Here is a 22862-nt window from a genome sequence, read left to right as displayed (position 1 = left end):
CTGGCGTGCCAGGGCACATCATGAACGGAATCAAGTACCTGGTCCGACGACGCAAGGCCAAGGCCCTCTGGCGCCAGCTACACGACAGCTCGGCCTGGATCCTCGACACCACCGACACCAGCGTGGTCGAGCTGACCGCGAGCTTCACCAGCCCCTGCACGACCGCGCCGGACACCACCATCCGGATCCTCATCCACCACGGCCAGGGCGAACTCGCCAAGCCGGAGTTCGCGCTGATGTACCAGCCCACCGGAATCGGCCTGTACTGCGCCGAATGTCCCATCCTCCCGTGCGCACACCACCAAGCCCTCCTGGAAGCCGGCACCCAACTCGACGGACAGGCAGGGGCGGCGGTGCGTGAGGCCGTCGACAACATCGCCGAGTTCACACTCGGCATGGGCGAGCCCTCGGCAGCCGACTTCGCCGACGAGCACCGGCTGGTGTTCTTCCCAGCGAGCATGCGCTGGCAGAAGGCATCCAGCGCGCTCGTGCCCATCCAGGTCCCACCACTGCGGCCGCCGGCCCGGTGGTCGCGGGAGCTGGGCGAGCGCGTCCCGGACCCTTGCTCGCTCACCGACGCGGTCACCAACGAGGCGGTCGAACAGCAGCTGGAGAACCTCACGGCTCTGGGCCGCCGGGTCTTCCTGCTCGCCGGGCCATCCGGGACCGGCAAGTCCGCGACGCTGGCCCGGATCGCCGCCAACCGCGGCGTGCCCTACCTGACGATCAACACCCCCGAGCAGATCGAGCTGTTCCGCATCGGGTTGGAAGGCGGGGCCACGGTGCTGCACCACAGCCTGCTCGTCGAGGCGATCCAGCACCCGTGCGTGATTGAACTGGTGGACCTGCACCGGTGGGCCGACCGGATGGACGTGCTCGATGCCATCGAACCGCTGCTCAACCCGACCGCGGCCAGGTTGCAGGCGTACTACCCGATCACCGGTGGCGCGATCGATGTTGCGATCGATCCGCGGGTCCTCATCGCCGGGACGACGAACCGGCCGAGTGTCGACTTCGGTGCGAAGTGGCTGGAGCGGTGGACGGTGTTGCCGGTGACGCAACTCCACCGGGATTGCCTTGCCAGGGATGCCTACCAGGCCGGTGCTCGTGTTCTCCAGGAGCTTGTCCACCGCGGACTGGCTTGTGCCTCCACACTGGACACAGCGCTGGAGGAGCTGGAGAAGTTCGCCGACCTCACCGCCCGGACAGCCTGTCTGCTCAACCGGAATCAGGTGTTGGCCGCCCGGTATTCCTGGGGCAGCCGCGCGGTGCGGGAAGCGGTCGAGCGGCGCGCCTTCGGTGAACCGGCCAACGAGATCGCCGTGGCGGTCTTCGCCGGCAAGTTGCCGCGCGATCCGGCGCTGGCGCTGCACGCGCTGTCCCTGGTGCACGGGCTGGAGGGGTGGGGCACCCCGAAGGTCTCCCACCTGCCGTTCAGCTCGCTGGTCTCCGACCAGCAGCTCCAAGCCGCCTTCCCGGAGATCGGAGGCACCGTCGAGTGACTGAGCCTGAGTACGAGGGTGTCCTGCGTCGGGTCTTCGGCATGATCGTGCCGGGCCATCGGGTGTTCGTCACCCCATCTGGGCAACCCTCCACCAGGGCGAACCCGCTGGGCTTCACCGTGGCCTTTCCGGTCAGCCAGGTTCTTGCGGCCGGGCATTTCCACCCGGTGTGGCAGGAGCTGGCCGGCACGCTGCCGTACCAGATGATCTCCTACCTGGCCGGTCACGAAGCGATGCACGCCTGGGAACACACCCAGGGCTACCGGCCGCAACCGGCGAACACCCTCCGCGGGGTCATCGCCAACATCCTGGCCGACATCCGCGGCGATCACCTGCCCATACTGGACACCCTGTCCCACTGGCCGCTGAACCGGGAATTGGCCTACCTGTGCCTACTAGAGCCCTACGGCGAACCAGCCGACGCAGCCGCAGGTTCCTCGGCTGTCCGGGACGCCCAACGGTTGCTGGCCTGGGGCATGCTGATCATGCGTTGTGGTCGGCTGCGGCGTGATGACGGCTCCGAGACCGACAGCCCGGCCGACCCCGTCTTCGCCGCGGTCTGGCCGGAGATCGCCTCGATCCTGGTCCGGGCCAGGCATACGTCCTGGCATCACGCGGCGACCATGGGCGAGGAGTTGATCAACGTTCTGTGGGAATGGGTGCGGCAGCGCGAGCACGATGGTGAGGAAGGAGAACACACCAGCCGCGAGGAGTTCGAGCGGCAGCTGCTTGATCACCTGCACGCCACCTCGCACCCAGCGCACTGCATCGGCCGGAACTCTCCGGAAGGCCGGCCTCGGCCCAGAGGTGATCTGCTTCGCTTCCTCCGCGAAGCTGTTGACCACCAAGGGTATCGGCGAGCGGTGATGCAGATCTATCACGAGCAGCGCGGCCCGCAGAACTACGCCGAGCTGGTGCTCCCGCCAGAGGAATGGGCGCGGCAGCAGGCCGATCCTGTCATCCTTGAGGTAGTCAGGCGGTGGGTGGATCTGGTGCCGGTGCTGACTCAGCAGTTCGCCGCAGTGCTCCGGCCGCTGCTCACCGCGCCCGCGCGGCGACGCTGCCCCAGTAGCTCGGGACCTCGGCTGGACCTGGAGCGGCAAGCCGGCCGCGTCTACCTCAACGCTCACTACCAGGTCGAGCACGCCCCGCGGATCTGGCTCGACCGTCTAAAATCCAGTCGGCTGCACCGCCTGCAGTGTGTCCTCCTGCTGGACTGCTCGGCCTCGATGCTTGATCCCGAGACCGGGCCGAAGCCCGCGCCCGCGGCGCATGCCGCGGCGGCGGCGCTGGTGAACTCGGTGGGCGAACTCGATGGTCTTGCCGCCATCGGGATAGCCGGTTTCGCCGGCAAGGTCATGGTCATCCGCGACCTCGCCGACAGCGCGTCTGTTGCCAACGTTCAGGAATGGTTGGCACAGGCGCAGGCCAGCGGTGTGCAAACCCGGTTGGCCCCAGCGGTCGCCTGGGCGGCAGCGCAGTTCGCGAGGGTCGAAGCCGATCGCCGGACACGGCGCCTGCTGTTGATCATCACGGATGCCTGCCTCGACGACGGCGACCTCGTCAGCAGTGCCGCCCAGGTCTCGAAGATCGATGAGGACGTGTTGGTGGTGGCCATTGGCGTGGGCGAGGCGATTCAGCGGCAACTCCGCCGAGTTGTTCCGGTAGTCGTGACGGTATCGCCCGATCGAGTTGACCAGCTTCCACTGCTGGTGCAGCAGGTACTCGAAGACGCGATCGGCCAGGACCGTGTGCTCGGCTGACAGGAGTTGGAGGTACGCGTTGAGCTGATGTGCATACCGGTGTTGCCGAGCCAGACCTACTGGTTCGGCAACACCACCCTCCCCACCAACCAGGTTCAGCACACCTGCCCCTGACCGGGCGACCCGCGCGACCGGACCGCCAGGCACCAAGTCGGCGAAAGGGAGGTGTTGCCGGACCGGATGAACGGTCCGGCAACACCGAACGACGTGTTGTCCTGTTCACCGGCAGCCTCAGCTGTCCTCGGTTCGCCGGGTGAGCTGCTCCGGCGCCACCACGAACAGCGTCTGCCCTTCGATCCTCAGCCAGCCGCGGTCGACGAAGTCGGCGAGCACCTTGTTCACCGTCTCCTTGCTCGCACCGATCTGCTGGTTGCATTCCAGCAGGGCCAGGCCCAGGTCCACCGACCAGAGGTGGTGGGCGATGGTGCCGAACTTCGAGCACGCCTCGACGATGACGTGTGCCAGCTGGCTGCCAACGTCGATGCAGCGCAGGTGAGTCAGTTGCCGGTTGGCTCGACGGAGTTGGCGGGCCATGTCGCGCAGCAACGAGTCCTCCACTGCGCGATAGCGGCGTATCCAGCGCCGGAACGCCCTCTCATCCATCGACAGCACGGTCAACTGGTTGTGTGCGACCGCCGCAGTTTCGCGGGCGCACCGTTCGTAGACCTCGACCTCGCCGAAGATCTCCGCCGGTCCGCGCACCGACATCAGGATGCGCCGTTCCCGATCACAGGAGTTCCGGATCAGCTTGACGATCCCGGCCAAGACCATGAAGATCCGGTCCGCCGGGTCACGCTCGGCATAGACCAGTTTGCCTGCCGGGTAGACGTTGCGCTGCAAGGTCATCGCCAACTCCACCGCGGGACCGGATGGCGCCTCGGCGAAGATCGGGCATCGGGTGAGCAACGGTTCCAGTGTTCGTTCGTTCATGGATTGCCCTGGCACGCCAGGACTTCCGCACCGTGCGACCCTCTCGGCGGCCGCCACGCACGTGGAAGCCGCCAGGGGGTACACCACCCTTCTCCGGGTGTTCGAGTCCCCTGGCGTGGGGCTATGCGGCAACGAATTCAGTGCGTCCATTGTGGACTGCTGCGTGGTGAACAGGTCAACGTCCAAGTCCGCCTGTCACAGGGGACACGTTCCTAGGTAACACGCGCTACCTCACGCGTACACGCCCATGCTCCTCGACATCCACCACAATGCGGCAGCGATCCTCCGCAGCAAGACATCGTCAAACGCAGTCGGCTCGCTCACCGTCCAGCAGCGGCAGTTGGGTCTCGCATACCCAGTGCCACAAGGTCGACAGGCCGCCCGAATACGAAGCCCTGACACCGCCGGCACGCATGATCGGCGCCAAACGCCCGCGCGCCGAGCCGGTTCTGCCTGTGCGCAGAGGCGAGCTACCTCGGCCAGGGCGAGGCGAACATCCAACTTCGGCGGTTGACCGACTCGGCATCCGCGCGCTGGTGCCCCGGTCCACCTGCCACCTTGCCCGATCTGGAATGCCCATCGTCCACACCAGGATGTTCACCACCACGTTCTAGACGAGCACCATCCGTCGACGGTGACGTGCTGGCCGTCCCCCTCACCTCTTCAAGTACAGTGTGTGCACGGTCCGATACGGAACGCTGTCAGCTCAGAGGGGGAGCTGTGCTCGATTCGCGCAATCACCAGGGCAAGTTCGGCGCCGACTACGTCCGGGTCCTGGCTTCGGCCGCAGGGTTGAGCTGGGCTGAGGACGACGTGGACCTCGACGGCGTCGATCTGTGCATCAAGCTGCCGGGCCGCACGCCACGAGGGTTCTCGCCGCGGATCGACGTACAGGTCAAGACCATCTCCCGGCTGGAGGTGCGGGACGGCGCGGTCAACTTCGACGGCCTGGACCACGCGCAGTTCAACAAGCTCGCAGGCATCGGGTTCACCGTGCCGCGCTACCTCTTCGTCGTGCACGTGCCGCCCAGTGCCGCTGAGTACACCGACCTCAGCACCGCGGGCCTGCTGCTGCGGCACATCGGCTACTACCTCTCGCTCAGCGACCGCGACCCGCTGCCGTCCCCGGACCGGCACCGCCACATCCGGGTGAAGCTTCCGGTGAGTAACGTGCTGACGGCCGCGAGCCTGCGGATGCTGGTCTCCGGCGAGCGGGTATGAGGCGTTCCCCAGGAGTCCGTGAGGTCGCGGACTATCTCCGTGCCCAGGGCTGGTCCCGCACCGGGCACTGGCGGGGTGGCGCGGTGTGGACCCTGCGGGAGTTCGACGTCCTGGTGCCGCCCGGCGACGATCTGCTGGACGTGCCCTTGCGCCTGCACGAGTTGTTGCTGTGCGTCGCTGAGGCCGAGGGCCGCTCACCGCAGGCCGTCACCAGGGACATCGCACGGCCTGCCGTTGACGTCGTTTCCTACCGCATGCCCGAGGCCGCCACCGGGATCGCCCTGTCCGCCGGCGTACAGGCCGTTGGCGCCGTGCGCGACCTGGTGGCGACCTGTGCCCGCGAAGTCCTGGGCGCCCCAACCGCCGCCGCGCTGCTGGAGCGCACGGTGCTGGAGTTGCCCGAGGAGCCATTCGGTGTCGATGTCGTGCTGCCCGCGGCGGAAGACACCTCCCCTGGCCGCCGAACCGCCCTGCGGGTCCTGCACAGCTCGACGGCGGTACTGCACGCCGTGCACCGGCAGGACGCAACGCCGGATGTAGGCGCCGAGGTGCTGTCCGCGCTCACCGGTCTGGCCGGACCGGGCCGGAGAACGCCATTCCTGCTCGGCTTCCGCTGGTCCCGGCTGGCGCCCATGAGCGAGGGTGCGGTGACGGTTGAGTTCGCCAACGGCGTTGGCGTGGGAACACGGGGAGCGAACAGGCGAGCACGCCGGAGCACAGCCAAGGCATCGGCCGTGGTCGAGGGGCTGGTCACCGGCCTCTCCGATGACCCCGACGGCGACCGGTGGCGCATCCTCGTGCGCGGCGCGCTCATCGTCGACGGCCTCCCCACCGGTGAGCAGCGCACGGTCAAGGTGCGACTGGACAGCGCATCGGCCTACGAGTCGGCACTGGAAGCCCACCGGCGTCACCTGTCTGTGCGCGCCGAGGGCGTCGCGACCGGTCGTGGCAACCGGCTCGGCCTCACTACACGGGCGGATGGATTCACCGTGACCGGTCACAACAGGAACGAGGATGGGAATGCCGGAGGACCAGTTGACCCTGCGTGAGCGCGCCGCGCTGCTCGCCTTGATGGCGGCGGCGCGCGAGCTCACCAACGCGGAGTTGCACGCGGTGGCGGGGTTCACCCTCGACGGGGCCTGCCGCAGGCGCCTCAACGAACTCGGTCTGGTCACCAGCACGAAGGTGGGCCGTGCGCTCGTACACGAGCTCACCGATCGTGGCGCGGTGCGCTGCGCCGCCGAGTTCGCCGAAGCCCGGCCCGCCCGAGCGGGCTATCTCGGAGGCGCGCTGTACGCGGTCCTGGCTGGGCTGCGCCGGCGTCTCGATGAAACCGGCGAGGTGGTCGCCGACCTCTTCGCCCCGGACGTGGAGGGTCAGGTGGTCGCGGCCTACGAGCAACTGACGAGCAGGCGCGGCGGCACGATCCGGCTCGCTGTCCTGCGCGAGCGGTTGGACGGCGTACCCAGAGACGAGGTCGATCGCGCGCTGGAGGCGATGGCTTGCCGCGAAGGGGTGCATGTGCGGGCCGAGACCGACCAGAAGACGCTGACTGAGCAGGACCGGACCGCCGCGGTCGTCCTGGGCGGCACACCCCGGCACCTCTTGCTCATCGAGGCCTCACGGTGAACGAGGACCAGCGCTTCGCACTGTCGTCAGTCCAGTTCAGCTGGGCAGTCGCCCCGGACGACATCTGGAACCCGCAGCAGCACCACGTCGATGGTCTGCACCCGCGGGCGGCGGAGGCCATCACGCACGCGGTGGTCTCGGCTGGGCGCAGCCCGCAGGCCAGTCCCATGGGCATCGTGCTGAGTGGGGACCGGGGAGTCGGCAAAACTCATATGCTCGGCTGGCTGCGACAGCGGGTGCAGCAGGAGGGCGGTTCGTTCTTCCTGCTGAAGCTGTTGGACGGGCAGTCCTTCTGGGCGGGCGCGGTGCACGGGGTGGTCAGCGGGCTGCTCGGTCAGGACGTCGACCAGCTCGGCACCATGCTGGCCGCGCTGGGCAAGCGCGCTGGCTGCACCGACGAACTGACCGTGCGGTTGCGCGGGATCATGCCCTTGACCCGGCAGTGTGTCGACGATTTCGTGGGGCGGCTGCGTGCGCTGGATCCGCAGGTGGCCGGCGAATGCCAGGACACGCTCCGCGCCCTCGTCCTGTACCGGGCGAAGGGGCAGGACAGTGACATCGGGCATGCCTTCCTCGCACTGGAGGCCGGTGTCGACGAGGCTGATCGCAAGAAATGGGGTTTCCGCTCCCCGAACCGGTCTCCGCAGCTCATCCTCAGTGACCTCTCCCGGCTGTTCGCGCTGACCGGACCGGTGGTGATGGCGGTGGACCAGATCGACACCGTGATCACCCAGTCGACTGAGGAACGGAGCAGGGACCTGCTGGCCGATCGCCTTGCCGACGGCCTGATGCGGATCCGGGAGGAGACCCGGCGCACCATCCTGGTGGTGGCGTGCATCGGCAGCTCGTGGGAGTTGATTAAGGAACGCGCCGTCAGTTCCGCGGCCGACCGGTTCCGGGTCCTCGAACTGCGCACCGCCATGCCCAGCAGCGCGGTGGCCGAGGCGATCGTGGCCAGCCACTTGGGCAGCCTCTACGGCGAGATCGGCTTCTCTCCGCCGTACCCGACGTGGCCGGTCTTGCCGTCTGCCTTCGAGGACTCGGAGGTGATCCACTACACGCCCAGGCGCCTGCTGCAACGGGTGGACGAGCACGTGGTGTCCTGCCTTGCCGACGGCGAGGTACGTGAACTGACCAGCTTCGGCGTAACCGGCCACGAGATCACCCCGCAGCCGACCGCCGCTCCGGCTGACTTGATGGCACTGGATGAGTTGTTCGACCGCCTGCGCACCGAGGCGAATGTCCTCCTTCCACTGGACCACCGGAAAGAGGACGAACGCATGCCCGCCTTGCTGGGCGCAGCACTGCGCTGCTACGTGCTGGAGCGAGGCGGTGCCGCGCACGACCTCACGATCGACCCGCCGCCCGGTCTCAAACCGGCGCTGCACGCTCGGTTGCGCCGTACTCTCGATGAGGCCCGGGAGGACGAGGTGCACTGGGGTTTCCGGGCTATCGCGCACACCCAGCCCACCGCGGTGCTGACCCGGCTGAAGTCGGCTTGTCTGGAGGCCGGCCTGCACGCGGGCGCGGAGAAGCGGCACCTCGTGGTGTTGCGCAACACCGCCTTCTCCACCGGACCGGCCACCGCCGCCGCACGAGCCGCCTTCACCGCAGCAGGTGGCCTGGCGGTGCCGTTGTCGGAGGACGATCTCCGCACCTTCTCCGCGCTGGAGAACATGCTCACCACCGCGCCGCCCGGCTTCCAGCACTGGCTGGCCGCCCGACTACCAGCAAGCCGATCGCACCTGCTGAGCCACGTCCTCCCTGCAACCCCGCCTGCGACGGCACCTTTGGTGCCAGCCCAACCTCCGGCGAGCTTGTCCGGCCCGGTCCCACCGACATCCTTTCCCGCCCCAGGGCCTCGAATCGCCACGATCCCTGATCCCACGGGCGCCGAACCGGCCATCTCGTTAGGCACGGACGTGCTCCACGGCGGTCTGTTCGCCGTACCGCTGTCGACCCTGCGTAAACACACGGCCCTGTTCGCGGGCAGCGGATCGGGCAAGACCGTGCTGCTCCGCCGCATAGTCGAGGAAGCCGCGCTGCACGGTGTGTCCTCGATCCTCATCGATACCAACAACGACTTGGCCCGACTCGGCGACGCCTGGCCCACCCCGCCTCCGGGGTGGGGCGAGGGCGACGCCGACCGTGCCAAGAACTATCTCGCCAACACCGACGTGGTGATCTGGACCCCCCGCCGTGAGGCAGGCAGACCGCTCACACTCAACCCTCTTCCTGACTTCACGGGTGTGCTGGATGACGCGGACGAGTTCAGAACCGCCATCGACGCGGCGGTGGCGGGCCTGCTGCCCAGAACAGGACTGACCAGGCGGCGACTCGCCACGGGCACCGCGGTCCTGACTGAAGCCCTCACTCACTTCGCCCGTCGGGGCGGCGACGATCTGCAGGGGTTCGTCAAGCTGCTCGACGACCTCCCCGAAGGCGTGAGCACCATCCGGAACGCCCCCAAGCTGGCCGCGGACATCGCCGACGGCCTGCACGCCGAGATGATCAACGACCCAGTCTTCGGCGGTGCGGGCGAACGCCTGGACCCCGGGGTCCTGCTCACCCCCGCTCCCGGCAAAAGGGTGCGAGTGTCGGTGATCAGCTGCATCGGCCTGCCCAACGACGACCAGCGCCAGACTTTCGTCAACCAGCTACAGCTGGCCCTGTTCTCCTGGGTCCGGCGCAATCCGGCGACGAACACCCCGCTGGGCGGCCTCCTGGTGCTGGACGAGGCTCAGACCTTCGCCCCTGCCCGCACGGCAACGGCATCGACCGAAAGCACCCTGAAGCTGGCCTCCCAGGCTCGGAAGTACGGCCTTGGTCTGATCTATGCGACACAGGCTCCGAAGGCGCTGCACAATCTCGTCACTGGCAACGTGACCACCCAGTTCTTCGGTCATCTCAATGCCCCAACTCAGATCCAGGCCGCGAAGGACCTCGCCAGTGCCAAGAACGGCCGGGTCGACGACATCTCCCGGTTGGCCGCGGGCAGTTTCTATGGCGCTTCCGAGGGCACCACGTTCACCAAGCTCAAGGTCCCCATGTGCCTGACCCACCACCCGCCGAGCGCACTCACCGAGGAGGAGGTGCTGACCCGAGCCCGCCGTGACGGGGCGGAGTGACCGAGCACTGCGGCGGCTCGTCGTGGATCGCGCAGCGCGGTCGGAGTCGGGAAATGCCGCCGTCGGCGGGTGAAGCCGGTACCTAGCTGCTCAGCAAGTGCAGGCGGACCGAAGGTTGGCCGCCACGAAGCCGCTCGACCGCGCGACGTTGTTGTTCAGTGAACTTGCGCATAGCCTGGCGCCGGGCTGGCCTGCGAGAACAGGGTGATCGGGTAATCTGACTGGTGTGATTACCCCGATTCGGGGAAACTTCACCAGCCTCCCGGCTCGAACGCTCGTTCGAGCCGTGTCTCGGAGCTGGGGTGGAGGTGCCGGGTGGGCCGCAGCGGTGACCTGCCGCGTGGGCTGGTCGACCGGTACCGGGCGCGCGACGGCGTCTGGCCGGACGACACCGGCTGTCCGATCCTGCACGTGGACATGGACGCCTTCTACGCCTCGGCGGAGATCAGGGAACGCCCCGAGCTGAAGGACCTGCCGGTCGTGGTCGGCGGCACCGGCAACCGCGGTGTGGTGTCCTCGGCCAACTACCTGGCCCGCACCTTCGGCGTCCGTTCGGCGATGCCGACCAACCGGGCCAGGGCGCTGTGCCCGAAGGCGGTGTTCATCCCGCCCGACTTCGCGCTGTACACGGCGGTCTCGGCCGGGGTGATGGCGATCTTCCGCGACTTCACCCCGCTGGTGGAGCCGCTGAGCCTGGACGAAGCCTTCCTGGATGTGCGCGGCGCGCTGCGCAGGCTGCGGATGACGCCGGGACGGATCGGCCAGGAGATCAGGGCCAGGGTCGAGGCCGAACACGGCATGACCTGCTCGGTCGGTGTCGGCTCGACCAAGTTCGTGGCCAAGCTCGCCTCCGGCCTGTGCAAACCCGACGGCATGCTGGTCGTGCCAAGGACCGAGGTGCTGCCGTTTCTGCGCCCGCTGCCGGTGGGCGCGCTGTGGGGCGTGGGCAAGCGCACCGAGGAACGCCTGGTCGACCGCGGTCTGCACACCGTGGCCGAGCTGGCGGAACTGCCGCTGCCCCGGCTGCGGCGTATCGTCGGCAACGCCCAGGCGGAGCACCTGCACAGCCTGGCCAACGGGCACGACCCGCGGACCGTGGTGCCCGAGACGCCGGAGAAGTCGATCGGCGCGGAGGAGACCTTCGAGACCGACCACCACGACCGCGCGGTGCTGCGCCGGGAACTGCTGCGGCTCTCCGAGCGCACCGCGGGCTCGCTGCGTGGCCGCGGACTGCGCGGGCGGACCGTGTCGATCAAGGTGCGGTTCGCCGACTTCAGCACGATCACCCGCTCCCGCACGCTGCCGCTGCCCACCGACGTCACCCAGGAGATCTACCGGCTGGCCTGCCAGTTGCTGGACGAGCAGACCCCGCCCGGCCCGGTGCGACTGATCGGGGTGCGGGTGGAACAGCTCGACGACCACGGCGGCGCGGGCGACCAGCTGACCTTCGACGAACCGGAACGTGGCTGGCGGGAGGCGGACCAGGCCGCCGACGCCGCACGGGCCAAGTTCGGTGGCGCGGCCATCAAGCCCGCCTCACTGCTCGGCGCCGCACCACAACGGGCCGATGTGACCAGGCCCCGGATGGCCCGGGACTGAGCCGCGTTCCGGACCACGAACCGGGCAGGTGGATCGCTGGCACGTGCGCGTGGTGCACGACCGTGTGGCTGACCTAGCCGGGCAGCAGGCGCGCACGGCCACGATCCGGTGGCGGCGCCACTCGGCCGGGGCCACCGCTGAGGGCGCACCGTTGCCCCTCCATGGCTACTACCTGTGCGCCAACATCCGCCGTCACACTTCCCCGGCTACCCGTTCTGAACAGGGCAAACAGCATCGCCGACAACAGTCACCCGCCAGTGGAGTTGACTAAAATTTCAGTCAGTGCCATGGTGGAGCCATGTCGCCGAACAGCCAGAACACCGCACAGGGCCCGCCTTGGCGGATGCCTGCCGAGTGGGAGCCGCACGCTCGCACGCACCTGTCCTGGCCCGCGCACACCTCGCTGTACCGGACGGACCTGCCCGCCGTCCGTGCGGCGGTGGCCCGGCTCGCCCGAGCCATCGCCGAGCACGAACCGGTGGCCCTGCTGGCCCGGCCCGAACAGCAGGCCGCGGCGCGGCAGGCGGTCGGCGGCGCGGTCGAGGTGCTGCCGATCCCGGTGGACGACCTGTGGACGCGCGACCACGGGCCGACCTTCGTCCGTCGTCCCGGCGAGGTGGCGGGGGTCGACTTCGGCTTCAACGGCTGGGGCGAGAAGCAGCGGCCGCATGACGACGACCACCGGGTGCCCCGGCGGCTGCTCGGCCACCTGGGCCTGCCCCGGCAGGCCGCGCCGATCGTGGCCGAGGGCGGCTCGCTGGAGGTGGACGGCGAGGGCACCCTGCTGGCCACCGAAAGCTCGCTGATCAACGACAACCGCAACCCCGGCCGTGGCAAGGAGGACATCGAGGCGGTGCTCGGTGCGCTCCTGGGCGTCCGCAAGGTCATCTGGCTGGCCGGGCTCCGCGGTGGTGACATCACCGACTGCCACGTGGACGGCCTGGCCCGGTTCACCGCGCCCGGCGTCGTCCTGCTCAACCGGCCCGCCACCGGGGCACCGCCGGATGAGTGGACGGCGGTCTGCGAGGAGGCCCTGAAGTCCCTCCAGGCCGCCACAGACGCCCAGGGCCGGGCGATCGAGGTGGTCGAGCTGCCGGAGCCGGAGCGCTCCCGGATCCGCGGCTCAGGGGACTTCCTGGCCACCTACCTCAACTACTACGTGGCCAACGGTGCGGTGTTCGCGCCGAAGTTCGGCGACCGGCTGGCCGACGACCACGCCCGTGGCCTGCTGGCCGAGCTGCACCCTGGCCGGACGGTGGTCCAACTCGACATCGACCCCATCGCCTACTACGGCGGTGGCATCCACTGCGCGACCCAACAGGAGCCAGCCATGACAATGTGACCTTGTGAGCGAAGCCCCAGACCGACGGCAGGCCCTGCTGGAGGCGACCTGCCGGATGATCTCCCGCACCGGCGTCCGCGGCCTCCGGGTCGAGGAGGTGGCGCAGCAGGCCGGCGCGTCCACCGCGTTGATCTACTACTACTTCAAGAGCAGGAGCGGCCTGCTGGCGGCGACCATGCGGTTCGTCGACGAGCGCGCCGAGGAGTACACCCACTCGAGCCGTGGCACCGGGTTCGACCGACTGCTGGACAACCTGCAGCGGGAGTTCCAGGACAAGCGCCGGGTGCGGGAGAACTCCGCGGTGTGGGGCGAGCTGCGCGCCGCCGCGGTGTTCGACAAGGGGTTGCGGACCATCGTGGGCAACGCCAACCTCCGGTGGAGCAACGCCGTGACCGAGCTGATCGGGCAGGGCCAGGAGGACGGCAGCATCCGGGCCAAGGTCGATCCGGTGGCGACGGCGGTCCGATTCACCGCACTCGTGGAAGGACTCAGCTCACGCTGGCTGGCCAAGTTGATCAGCACTGAGGAGGCGCATTCGGCCGTACTGGCCGCGGTGTCCGCCGAGTGTCGGCCGCGACGGCAGCAGGCGGTCCAGCCGGAGCCGACTGCTCCGACCGTGTGACGTGTGGATCACCTGCCTGGCAGCTGTGACCTGGGGTTCTCAGGGGCGGCCTGGAGGGTAGTGGCGATGCGTGGTCCGGCCTGGGTGGAGTGATCAAGCAGATGGTCCGTCGGAGTGGGGTTAACGGACTGGAACATCATTCTGAACGGTGTTCAGTCACCCTTGGCAACTACCCCGAGCGGATGACGTCTGCGACACCACTGTCTCGACTCCGGCGACCGGGTAGTCTAGGCGTCGCACGGATCGTATTCTCAAAGTGACGCCCCACGCGGGGCGCCCGCCGGGTCCGGCGGAACCGCTGAAGCCCGGCGCCCGCTACAAGCTGTGCCGGAGGAGGAGCCATGCCACTCTCCGAGCACGAGCAGCGACTGCTCGACCAAATCGAGCGCGCGCTCTACGCCGAGGACCCCAAGTTCGCCTCCACCGTGCGCGGCGCTCGGTTGCGAAGGCCATCTCGACGGCGACGCCTACAGGGGCTTGCGGTGTTCGTGGTGGGCCTGTTGCTGCTCGTTGTTGGTGTGATCTTGCCCGTGTTGCGACCGGCCGAAATCCCGGTACTGAGCGTCGTCGGCTTCTTGCTGATGTTCGTCGGTGCCGTGTGGGGCCTGTCCGCCACGAACAAGACAGACCCGGCCGCCGAGGAAGGTGGGTCGCCACAACAGCGCTCCGCCACTCCGAGGCGGAGCTCGTTCTCGCAGCGGATGGAAGAACGTTTCCGCCGCCGTTTCGACGACGGTGATCAACACTGATCGAAGCCGCAGCCACAAGATAGTCCGACCACCCAGCGGGGTGTCGTCTCCCAGCAGCCAGGGAGCCGACACCCCGCTGAGTCATGCCCATGGGCGGGTAGGGCACCGTCACGCGTCAGCAGGCGGGGGCGGCCTGTGACCGGGCCGAAGCTCCGGCGTGCGCTCGCCGCTGGGCCAGCCGCGCATTCGCTTCTGTGGGAGCGCTGGGCAAGGCAGGGGCGAGGCGCTCAACCGCGGCGCGGGTCAGGGGGCTGGGTGCGGCCAGGGGTCGGTGGGGTTGAGGTGTTGCCAGGTGTTGTGGGCTCGGCGGGCCAGGTCGGGGCGGGTGGCGGTCAGGGTCAGCCAGGTTTCGGGGTCCAGGTCGGCCAGCAGGTAGGGGTCGGTGCTGGGGGCTCGTTCCAGGAGGGTGATCAGGGCTTCCGCGGCGAGGGGGGTGGGGTCGTTCTGCAGGGCGTCGGTGATCAGCCTGGTGAGGGGTTCGGTCAAGGCCGGGGTGGGGGGTTCTGGGCGGGACAGCAGGGTCAGGGCGTGGCGGAGGGTTCGGGCTTCCAGCACCGAGGCGCGGGTGGGGAGGCGGAACAGGTGTCTGGTCAGCTCGGCCAGTAGGTCGGTGGCCAGGGCGGTGGGGGACTGGTCGTCGGAGGTCATCAGGGTGAGGGCCAGGTCGAGGATGGCCAGGCGGTCCGGGGAGGCGGGGTCGGGTGGGCGGGTTTCGGCGATCTGGATGAAGCGTTCGTACTGGGCGGCGTGGTCGGTGCTGGGCTCGCGGTAGGGCAGGGTCAGCAGGTCCAGCAGGGCGCGGGGGAGGGTGGGCCGGATCTCGCCGTCCGCGACGGGGTGCAGGGCGTAGTCGCGGGACAGGTGGTCGAAGAGGGGTTCCAGCACGTGCAGGTGGATGTCCTCGTTGCCGCAGAGGAAGTGCAGCAGGCGGCGTTGGACGCGGGGAGCTTGGTTGGCGTACCGGAGGCCGGTGATGGTGGGCGACAGCTCGGCGGCCGGGCGGCGGGTTGACCAGTTGAGGTCCAGCGGCGGCGGGGTGAAGGAGCCGTCGTCCAGGCGGATCTCCAGGTCTCGGCGGGTGCCGCGCCAGGTGCGGGTCAGGGCGAGGGTTTCGACCAGGCCGGTCCAGTCGTCGGTACTGAGTTGGGAGCGCCACAGCAGGGCGTCGGCACGCCACTGCTGGACCACGCCGGGTTGATCGTCGTCAGTGCCGTACAGCTCGCTGGCGCGCAGCTCCCGGGCGGTGATGGCGGTGAGCAGGAGCAGGTTGGCGCGGTAGGCGGCGTGCTGGGCGGGGACCGTGGTGTGGCGGGGCTGGTAGTCGGCGTGACTGCGGGTGGGGTGGGCCTCGGGGGCCGCGCGGTACAGGCGGATCAGCAGCGCGGTCAGGCCTGCGCGGGTGTCCGGGGTGGTGGCCTCGGCGAGTTCGGCGAGGAAGGAGAGGATGGGGCGGCGGCTGCTCAGCGGGGTGTGCGCGAGCAGGGCATGCGGGAAGCCGTCGTTGAGCGGGATGACCGCGAGCGGGTTGGCGGCCGCGGCGGCGGCCATCGCGTGCAGGCCGTGCAGCGCCTGCCAGGTCAGGCGGGCGACCAGGTATTCGCCGAAGGTGGCGTGCAGGAACTCGTAGGTGCGCAGGCGGCGGTCGTCGCGCTGGGACTCGGCGCGATGGATGAAGAAGAACCGGCCCAGCGTGGTCTCGGCCGGACCGAGCGGGGTGCGCAGGCCGGTGAGCGGGTTGCCGCGGGTGCCGAGCAGGGCGGCCAGGTCCGCGTCCAGGTCGGGCTCGGTGATCCACTGCTGGCCACGGTTGAACATGCCGTAGGCGACCACCGACAGCCGCCGGAGTTCCTCCTCGACCGCGGCCGCCAGGTCCGGATCGGCCAGGCCGTCGCGGGTCTTGCCCACCTCGCGCCGGGCGAAGCGGCGCAGCAGGCGTTCGTACAGCTCGCTTTCCCTGAGCCGGGTGTCGCTGAGGTCGCCGCCGTCCGCGTCGTAGATCGCCAGCATCAGCAGCAGCAACGGCTGGGTGGCCAGGTCCGGGTAGCGCGACGCGGTCGCCGCGGTGAGCCGGAACCGGGAGCCGGGGTTGCTCGCCTGCCAGTGCGCCAGCCAGCGGATCACCCGGGGCTCGTCGAAGGGCTCCAGCCGCAGGGCGACACAACCGTCGGGGATGCGGGCCCGGTCGGCGACCGAGGTGCGGGTGGTGACCAGCACCGCGACCGGGCGGCCCTGGTCGGACTCGCGTTGCTGGAACGCGCGCACCCGCTCCAGGTAGTCGCTCTGGCTGACGCCGGTGGTCTGCAGCAGTTCGTCGAACCCGTCCAGCAACACCACCGGCAGCGCGTCACCGGCGGAGTTCGCCAGCTCCGGCCAGTCCACCCGGTACCCGGTGCCGAGCCGGATCGCCTGCTCGATCTGGGTCTGCACGTCGACCTCGGTGGCCACCTCGCGCAGCGGCACCCGCACCGGCAGGAAGTCCGTCGCGGGCAGCCGGGCGGCGAGCACCTGGGTCAGCACCGACTTGCCGGAGCCAGGCTGTCCGAGCACCAGCAACGGCCGCGCCACCGCCTGCGGCGAGGTGAGGTACCCGGTGAGGAAGTCCTGGATGTCCTGCCGCGGCGGCACTTCCTCCCACCACGGCTCCTGACTCGGCGTGTCGCCCTGGTGGATTTCCCTTACCCGGCCGAGCGGATCGATGTATGCCTCGCCGAGGGTGGGGATGCGGAAGTCGGCGGGCAACTCGGCGGGCTCGACGAGCGTCCGTTCCAGCCGGGCGAGGTAGCCACGGGCCAGTTCGGCCCGCCGGGAGTCCGGTTCGCGGCCGGTGGCCAGTGCGGCCAGGTGGATTTCCAGCTGGGCGAGGCCGGAGCGGAGGAGTTCCTGGGTGCCCTGGTGTTCGGTGAGGTTGGCCCAGAAGCCGAGTTCCGGGCATTCCACGGCCAACTGCCGGAACAGCTCCTGGTACCGCGCAAGCGCCTGGTTCACCAGTGGGTGGGTGGCCTGCTTGCTGAACCGGGCGCGCTCGGTGTCGTTCCACCGGTCCCACACCGCCAGCCCCCTGACGAACTCGATCAGCTCGCCGGACCGCAGCACGTAGTACAGCGTGAGCGCCTGGAGGTTGTCACGATAGGGATGCTGGGGCGTCGGCAGCGGCACCCTGCTGGTCAGTTGTTGCCGGACCAGTTCGGCGGTGCCGATGCGACCGTCCTGGATCTCCTTGCGATCCGGCCGCTGCGGCAGCGCCTCGAACGCCTCGATGAAGGCCAGCGTCACGATGACCGCGTGCGCGGCCTCCAGGCGCTGGGTGCGGTCGAAGCGGCGTAACCCACGGACCCGGTCGGAGAGGCCGTTGACCAGATCATGGCCGTGTTTCACCAGATCGGCCTTGGCGTCGAACCAGCCGAGCACTTCCTCGACCGCGGGCGCGGTGCCGAGCATGGCCGCGCCGGTGATCCGGTCCAGCCAGGTGACGGCCTTGCTTTCCTTGCCGCCCAACAGGCGGACGGCATCGGCGTAGCTCAGGGTGCGCGGCACGGGTCAGCCTTCCGAACGGAGGTCGTCGAGGATGCGGGTACAGCGCCGGTGGATCGGGTTGCTGCCGCTGAGTTGTTTCCGCCAGGCGCGGGCGAGCAGTTCCTCCAGCGCGGCGGCGTCGAGGTCGGTGTCCGCGGCCAGGCGCTCCAGCACGAGGGTGAGGTACTGCTCCTGTTCGCTGGCGGGCAGGGACTTGCCGCCGACACCGGTCAGGAAGTCGAGTGCGTGGTGGTAGTGCGCGATCCGGTTCGGCAGCGTGACCCGGTCCGCGGACAGCGTCCACAGGTCCATGATCCGGCGTGCGGGTGAGGGTTCGACAACGCCGTCGACGCAGGGGAAGTTGTTGATCACCGAGCCGAGTCGGCGCAGCAGTGGTTCCGTGGCGTGCAGCAGGGCGGATTCCATGCCGAGCAGGTTGTTCCGGCGCTGGATGTGTTGCGGGTCCTGGTCGCCTCGGCCGTAGACGGTGCCGTGTTCCTTGCTCTCACCGAAGACGATCCGGAGATCGACGGTCGGCGGTGGGTCATCGGTCCGGATCAGCCGGGCCCAGGCGATCGGCTCCGGCTGGGACTGGCGTACCGAGACCGTGATGGTGTCCAGGATGCTCAGCCAACCCGGGCCGCCGAGCTGGGAATGCCAGAGTTGGGCCTCCTGGTACCAGCGGCCGTAGGCGCTGACCGGGACCTCCTCGTCGACGATCACGCTGAGCAGCAACAGGTTGACGCTGTAGGCCGCGTGCCGGGCGGTGACCTGGCGAGGGCCGGGCCGGTAGGCGGCGTGCCTGCGCGGCGGTCGCTCCTGGTGGGCGGCCTCGAACAAGCGGGTCAGCAGGGCCGAGGTCGCCTGCCTGGTCGGATCGTCCAGTCGGCTCGCCAGTTCGGTCAGGAAGCTGATCACGGGTTTGCGGGAGCTGAGGGGCTCGAAGGAGATCAGGGCGTGCAGCAGGTCGTCGTTGACCTCGGTGGTCGAGTACGGGTCGTCGGCGATGGCTTTCTCCTGGGCTACCAAGCCTTGCAGGACTTTCCAGGTGAAGCGGGCGACCAGGTATTCGCCGAAGGTGGCGTGCAGGAACTCGTAGGTGCGCAGGCGGCGGTCGTCGCGGCTGGCCTCGGCGCGGTGGATGAAGAAGAACCGGCCCAGGGTTTGTTCGGCTTCGGTCAGGTCGGCCTGGAGGCTTTGTGTGGCAACGGTCTTGCGGGTTGGGCCGGGGAGGGCGGCGAGGTCGGACTCCAGGTCTGACTCGGCTATCCACTGGGTGCCGCGGTTGAACATGCCGTAGGCGACCACGGACAGCCGCCGCAGTTCCTCCTCGATCGAGCGGCGGATCTCGTTGTCGGGCAGGGCGTTCTGGGTTTTCACCACCTCGCGGCGGGCGAATCGGAACAGCAGGCGTTCGTAGAGTTCGCTCTGGCTCAGGCCCGCCTCGGCGGTGAGCGCGCCGCCCTCGGAGTGGTACAGGGCCAGCATCAGCAGCAGTAGGGGCTGGGTGGCGAGGTCGGGGTGGTGCAGGGCGACCTCGGCGGGCAGGGCGGTGAAGCCGGGGCCCGCGTTGGCGGTGTTCCAGGTGTCCAGCCAGGTGCGGACCCTGGGTTCGTCGAAGGGTTCCAGGCGTAGCGCCACGCAGCCGTCGGGGACGCGGGCGCGGTCGGCGACCGAGGTTCGGGTGGTGACCAGCACGGCGACCGGGCGGCCGGTGTCGGACTCGCGTTCCTGGAACTCCTGCACCTTCTCCAGGTAGTTGCTCTGGCTGACGCCGGTGGCCTGCAACAACTCGTCGAAACCGTCGAGCAGGACCACCGGCAGCGCGTCCCCGGCGGAGCGGGCGAACACCGGCCAAGACAGGGATTCGCCGGTGTCGGCGCGGATGGCCTGTTCGATCTGGGACTGGATGTCGCTCTCCGCGGCGACATCGCGCAGCGGCACCCGGACCGGCAGGAAATCGGTGGCCGGCAGGCGGGCGGCCAGCACCGAGGTGAGCATGGACTTGCCCGAACCCGGCTGGCCGAGCACCAGCAGCGGGAGCTGGACGGCGACCGGGTTGGTCAGGTAGCCGGTGAGGAAGTCGTGGATGTCGTCGCGGTCCGGGAGCTTCCGCCACTCGGACTCGTGCGCGGGTGAGCGGCCCTCGGCGGCCATCGCCCGGAAAAGCGGGTCCACGTAAGCCTTTTCCAGCGCCGGGATGCGCAGGTGGGCAGGCAGGTCGCCGCCGATGAGCACCGGGCGGGACAGGCGGGCCTGATAGCGGCGGGTCAGCTCGGCGCGGCGGTCGTCAGGGAGGCGGCCGGTGGCGATCTGGTCCAGGCGTTCGGACAGCGCGGCCAGGCCGGTGCTGATGGTGCCGCGGGTGGCCTGGTGGTCGATCAGGTTGGCCCAGCAGGCGAGTTCGGGGCAGTCGGCGGCGAGTTGGCGGAACTGGGCCTCGTAGTGGCGGATCGCGTTGTCCGGCACCACTTTCAGCAGGGCCGTGCTCACCCGGCCGCGCTCGGTCTCGGTCCAGGTGTCCCAGACCGCCAGCGCGGGCAGTTCGTCGCACAGTTCGGCGGCGCGATCGCGGTAGTGCCCGCGCAGGGTCGCCAGGTTGTGCTCATAGGGGTGCTCTGGACTGGGCAGCGGCAACGGGGTGGTCAGCAGGTGCTCGACCAGCGTGCCGAACCGGCCGGCCGGGCGGTCGGCCTCGGGCAGTGGCAGGTCGGCGCAGGCGGTGCAGAAGGCGGTGGTGACGATGATCGCGTGCGCGGCTTCCAGGCGCTGGGTGCGGTCGAAGCGGTGCAGGCCGCGCAGGCGCTCGGACAGGCCGGTGACCAGGTCATGGCCGTGGCGGATCAGGTCGGACTTGGCGTCGAACCAGCCAAGCACCTCCGCCGAACCGGGCGCCGCGGCCAGCATGGCGGTGCTCGCGACGCGGTCCAGCCAGGCCACGGCCGGGCTCTGACCGTCGCCCAGCAGGCGGACCGCGTCGCGGTAGTTCAGGATTCTCCGCACGCCTCACGTTATCCAGAGTGCGCGGGCGGTCACTGCCAGCGGAACAATTTCGTTGCACCGAACAGGGCCGCGGCCGCGAATCCGGCCGCCACCAGCAGGTGCAAAGGATTGGGCCAGCCGCCGGACCAGGCCGCCTGCATGGCCTGGGTGCCAGCGCCGATCGGGCTGAACTCGCCGATCCGGCGGACCAGCTCCGGCATCAGCGGACCGGGCGTCCACAGCCCGGCCAGGAACATCAGCGGGAAGAACGCCACCGTGCCGATGCCCTGCGCCGACTTGGTGGTCGGCGCGAGCGCGGCGATCAGCAGGCCGATGCCGAAGACGGCCAGCGTGGCCAGCAGGAAGGACAGTGCGAAGGCGACCGGGTTGCCGGGCAGCGGGACGTCCGCGACGACCTTGCCCAGCCCGATCAGCAGCACCAGGGACACCGTCACCATCAGCAGGTGCACCAGCAGCTGCGCGGTCAGCAGCCGGACCGGCGGCACCGGGGTGGTGGCCAGGCGACGCAGCACCCCCAGTTCGCGGTAGTTGGCCAGGCTGCCGGAGAGCAGGCTCAGGCCGATCATGGCCACCGACATCGAGATCAGCGTGGGCAGGTAGAAGTCCACGATCCGGGCGCCACCGTAGGCCGCCTGTGGTTCGCGGAAGAACGGGATCGAGCCGAACACGATCAGCAGGATCGGGCCCAGGCCGAGGCTGAGCACAACGGCGGCCGGGTCACGCAGGAACAGGCGCAGTTCGGTGGCGCTCAGGCGGGTCAGGGCGGTCATCGGGTGCTTCCGTTCTGCTCGTCGGTGAGGGCGGCGCCGGTCAGCGCCAGGAAGGCATCGTCCAAAGTGGACCGCTCGATGCTCAGGTCCAGTGGGGTGAGCTGGTGTGCGGACAGCGTGGTGACCACCGCGTTGAGCAGATTTCCCTTGCCGGACAGGGTGATCCCGTCGCGCCGGATGGACAGTGCGGTCACCTCGGGCAGGGCGCGCAGTGCCTGCTCCGGGAGTACGCCGTTGATCCGGAAGGTGATTCGCTGCTCACTGTCCACAGTGGACACGAGTCCGGCCGGGCTGTCCACCGCGAGCACCCGGCCCGCCTCGATCACCGCGAGCCGGTCGCAGAGTCGTTCCGCCTCGGCCATGAAGTGGGTGACCAGCAGGATGGTGACGCCGCGGTCGCGGACCTGCTCGATCAGCCGCCAGGTGTCCCGGCGGGCCTGCGGGTCCAGGCCGGTGGTCAGCTCGTCCAGCACCGCGACCTCCGGGTTGCCGATCAGCGCCAGCGCGATGGACAGCCGCTGCTTCTGACCGCCGGAGAGCTTCTTGAACGGGGTGCGGCGGTGCTCGGTCAGGCCCAGGGTGTCCAGCAGCTCGGCCGGATCCGCCGGGGCGGGGTAGAAGGAGGCGTACAGCTCGACCGCCTCGCCGACCCGGAGTTTGTCCGGCAGCGCCGCCTCCTGGAGCTGCACGCCGACCCGCTGGCGCAGCCGCGCGCCGTCCAGGGCCGGGTCCAGGCCCAGCACCCGCAACCGGCCGCCGTCCGGGGTCCGCAACCCGGTCAGGCACTCCACCGTGGTGGTCTTGCCCGCGCCGTTGCGGCCCAGGATCCCGAAGATCTCCCCGCGTTCGACGTGGAAGGACACCTCCGCGACCGCGACCCTCTCGCCGTACCTCTTGTGCAGGTTCGCGACCTCGATGACCGGCATCTCCGGTTGCTCCCTCCCGGTTGGTTTCGCTGACGGGAGAAACGTTAGGAACTCGCTGACCTGCGGAGAATCCGTCTGGGCCCCGAGTGGGGGTTGTGCTAGCCCCACCCCCGACACGGTGTCTGGGCGGAGCGCGCGCGGCAGGCGGACTCGGTCAGACTGGGC

15 protein-coding genes are annotated in these 22862 nt (G+C 69.4%); 10 read left to right on the top strand and 5 right to left on the bottom strand.

Translation table 11 applies throughout. From position 1 onward, the window contains the following. The first annotated feature begins 20 nt into the window (after positions 1-20). Both HNR67_RS39730 and HNR67_RS46555 read left to right on the top strand, forming a co-directional pair. Positions 21-1502, top strand: a complete 1482-nt coding sequence (locus tag HNR67_RS39730) for an AAA family ATPase (RefSeq protein WP_185008623.1) — start codon at positions 21-23, stop codon at positions 1500-1502. Then, positions 1499-3265 carry a vWA domain-containing protein gene (locus HNR67_RS46555; protein WP_185008621.1) on the top strand — a complete coding sequence of 589 codons (1767 nt, stop codon included), beginning with the start codon at positions 1499-1501 and terminating at the stop codon, positions 3263-3265. Before HNR67_RS39730 ends, HNR67_RS46555 begins: the two co-directional genes overlap by 4 nt. A gap of 231 nt (positions 3266-3496) precedes the next feature. On the opposite strand, the gene HNR67_RS39720 is transcribed toward HNR67_RS46555, so the two are convergent. Continuing rightward, positions 3497-4111 carry a Crp/Fnr family transcriptional regulator gene (locus HNR67_RS39720; RefSeq protein ID WP_185008619.1) on the bottom strand — a complete coding sequence of 205 codons (615 nt, stop codon included), beginning with the start codon at positions 4109-4111 and terminating at the stop codon, positions 3497-3499. Between the two features lie 804 nt (positions 4112-4915). On the opposite strand from HNR67_RS39720, the gene HNR67_RS46030 reads away from it, so the two are divergent. The 8 genes from HNR67_RS46030 to HNR67_RS39680 all read left to right on the top strand — a co-directional run bounded on the left by HNR67_RS46030 (position 4916) and on the right by HNR67_RS39680 (position 14485). Next, complete coding sequence (locus tag HNR67_RS46030) at positions 4916-5416, top strand: DUF4365 domain-containing protein (RefSeq protein ID WP_185008617.1); 501 nt, start codon at positions 4916-4918, stop codon at positions 5414-5416. An 83-nt stretch (positions 5417-5499) separates the two neighbouring features. Next, positions 5500-6465, top strand: coding sequence for a hypothetical protein (locus tag HNR67_RS39710; protein ID WP_185008615.1), 966 nt, complete (start codon positions 5500-5502; stop codon positions 6463-6465). Further along, positions 6437-7045: a hypothetical protein gene (locus tag HNR67_RS39705; protein ID WP_185008613.1), complete on the top strand. Its 609-nt coding sequence runs from the start codon at positions 6437-6439 to the stop codon at positions 7043-7045. Before HNR67_RS39710 ends, HNR67_RS39705 begins: the two co-directional genes overlap by 29 nt. Before the next feature lie 314 nt (positions 7046-7359). After that, the gene (locus HNR67_RS39700; RefSeq protein ID WP_312989148.1) at positions 7360-10173 is read left to right on the top strand and encodes an ATP-binding protein; all 2814 of its coding nucleotides are present in this window, start codon (positions 7360-7362) and stop codon (positions 10171-10173) included. Between the two features lie 315 nt (positions 10174-10488). Further along, positions 10489-11772 (top strand): DNA polymerase IV, encoded by a 1284-nt coding sequence (locus HNR67_RS39695; protein WP_185008609.1) that lies wholly within the window; start codon positions 10489-10491, stop codon positions 11770-11772. A gap of 298 nt (positions 11773-12070) precedes the next feature. Continuing rightward, positions 12071-13114 (top strand): agmatine deiminase family protein, encoded by a 1044-nt coding sequence (locus tag HNR67_RS39690; RefSeq protein ID WP_185008606.1) that lies wholly within the window; start codon positions 12071-12073, stop codon positions 13112-13114. A gap of 4 nt (positions 13115-13118) precedes the next feature. Then, entirely contained in the window at positions 13119-13736 is a 618-nt protein-coding gene (locus tag HNR67_RS39685; RefSeq protein ID WP_312989146.1) for a TetR/AcrR family transcriptional regulator, read from the top strand. A 341-nt stretch (positions 13737-14077) separates the two neighbouring features. Further along, positions 14078-14485: a DUF3040 domain-containing protein gene (locus HNR67_RS39680; RefSeq protein WP_185008604.1), complete on the top strand. Its 408-nt coding sequence runs from the start codon at positions 14078-14080 to the stop codon at positions 14483-14485. A 243-nt stretch (positions 14486-14728) separates the two neighbouring features. Here HNR67_RS39680 and HNR67_RS39675 read toward each other — a convergent pair whose 3' ends face one another. From HNR67_RS39675 to HNR67_RS39660, 4 genes are read right to left on the bottom strand one after another with little or no spacing between them, the layout of a single operon-like run. Further along, positions 14729-18019 (bottom strand): NACHT domain-containing protein, encoded by a 3291-nt coding sequence (locus HNR67_RS39675; RefSeq protein ID WP_185008602.1) that lies wholly within the window; start codon positions 18017-18019, stop codon positions 14729-14731. A gap of 3 nt (positions 18020-18022) precedes the next feature. Further along, a complete protein-coding gene (locus HNR67_RS39670) occupies positions 18023-21001 on the bottom strand; it encodes an NACHT domain-containing protein (RefSeq protein ID WP_185008600.1) in 2979 nt (992 codons plus the stop codon). A gap of 29 nt (positions 21002-21030) precedes the next feature. Then, the gene (locus HNR67_RS39665) at positions 21031-21771 is read right to left on the bottom strand and encodes an ABC transporter permease (RefSeq protein WP_185008598.1); all 741 of its coding nucleotides are present in this window, start codon (positions 21769-21771) and stop codon (positions 21031-21033) included. Next, positions 21768-22697 carry an ABC transporter ATP-binding protein gene (locus tag HNR67_RS39660; protein WP_185008597.1) on the bottom strand — a complete coding sequence of 310 codons (930 nt, stop codon included), beginning with the start codon at positions 22695-22697 and terminating at the stop codon, positions 21768-21770. The genes HNR67_RS39665 and HNR67_RS39660 overlap by 4 nt, the downstream gene beginning before the upstream one ends. Between the last annotated feature and the right edge of the window lie 165 nt (positions 22698-22862).

This window comes from Crossiella cryophila, from assembly GCF_014204915.1.
Taxonomy (GTDB): Bacteria; Actinomycetota; Actinomycetes; order Mycobacteriales; family Pseudonocardiaceae; genus Crossiella; species Crossiella cryophila.
The sequence above is the reverse complement of the archived record's forward strand: the minus strand, read 5'-3'. Positions and strand labels throughout refer to the sequence as shown.

What these genes read in the sequence shown, in the direction of transcription:
- HNR67_RS39730 (WP_185008623.1), top strand. Translation starts at nt 21, where the DNA reads ATGAACGGAATCAAGTACCTGGTCCGACGACGCAAGGCCAAGGCCCTC.
- HNR67_RS39720 (WP_185008619.1), bottom strand. Translation starts at nt 4,111, where the DNA reads ATGACCTTGCAGCGCAACGTCTACCCGGCAGGCAAACTGGTCTATGCC.
- HNR67_RS39705 (WP_185008613.1), top strand. Translation starts at nt 6,437, where the DNA reads ATGCCGGAGGACCAGTTGACCCTGCGTGAGCGCGCCGCGCTGCTCGCC.
- HNR67_RS39690 (WP_185008606.1), top strand. Translation starts at nt 12,071, where the DNA reads ATGTCGCCGAACAGCCAGAACACCGCACAGGGCCCGCCTTGGCGGATG.
- HNR67_RS39680 (WP_185008604.1), top strand. Translation starts at nt 14,078, where the DNA reads ATGCCACTCTCCGAGCACGAGCAGCGACTGCTCGACCAAATCGAGCGC.
- HNR67_RS39665 (WP_185008598.1), bottom strand. Translation starts at nt 21,771, where the DNA reads ATGACCGCCCTGACCCGCCTGAGCGCCACCGAACTGCGCCTGTTCCTG.
- HNR67_RS39660 (WP_185008597.1), bottom strand. Translation starts at nt 22,697, where the DNA reads ATGCCGGTCATCGAGGTCGCGAACCTGCACAAGAGGTACGGCGAGAGG.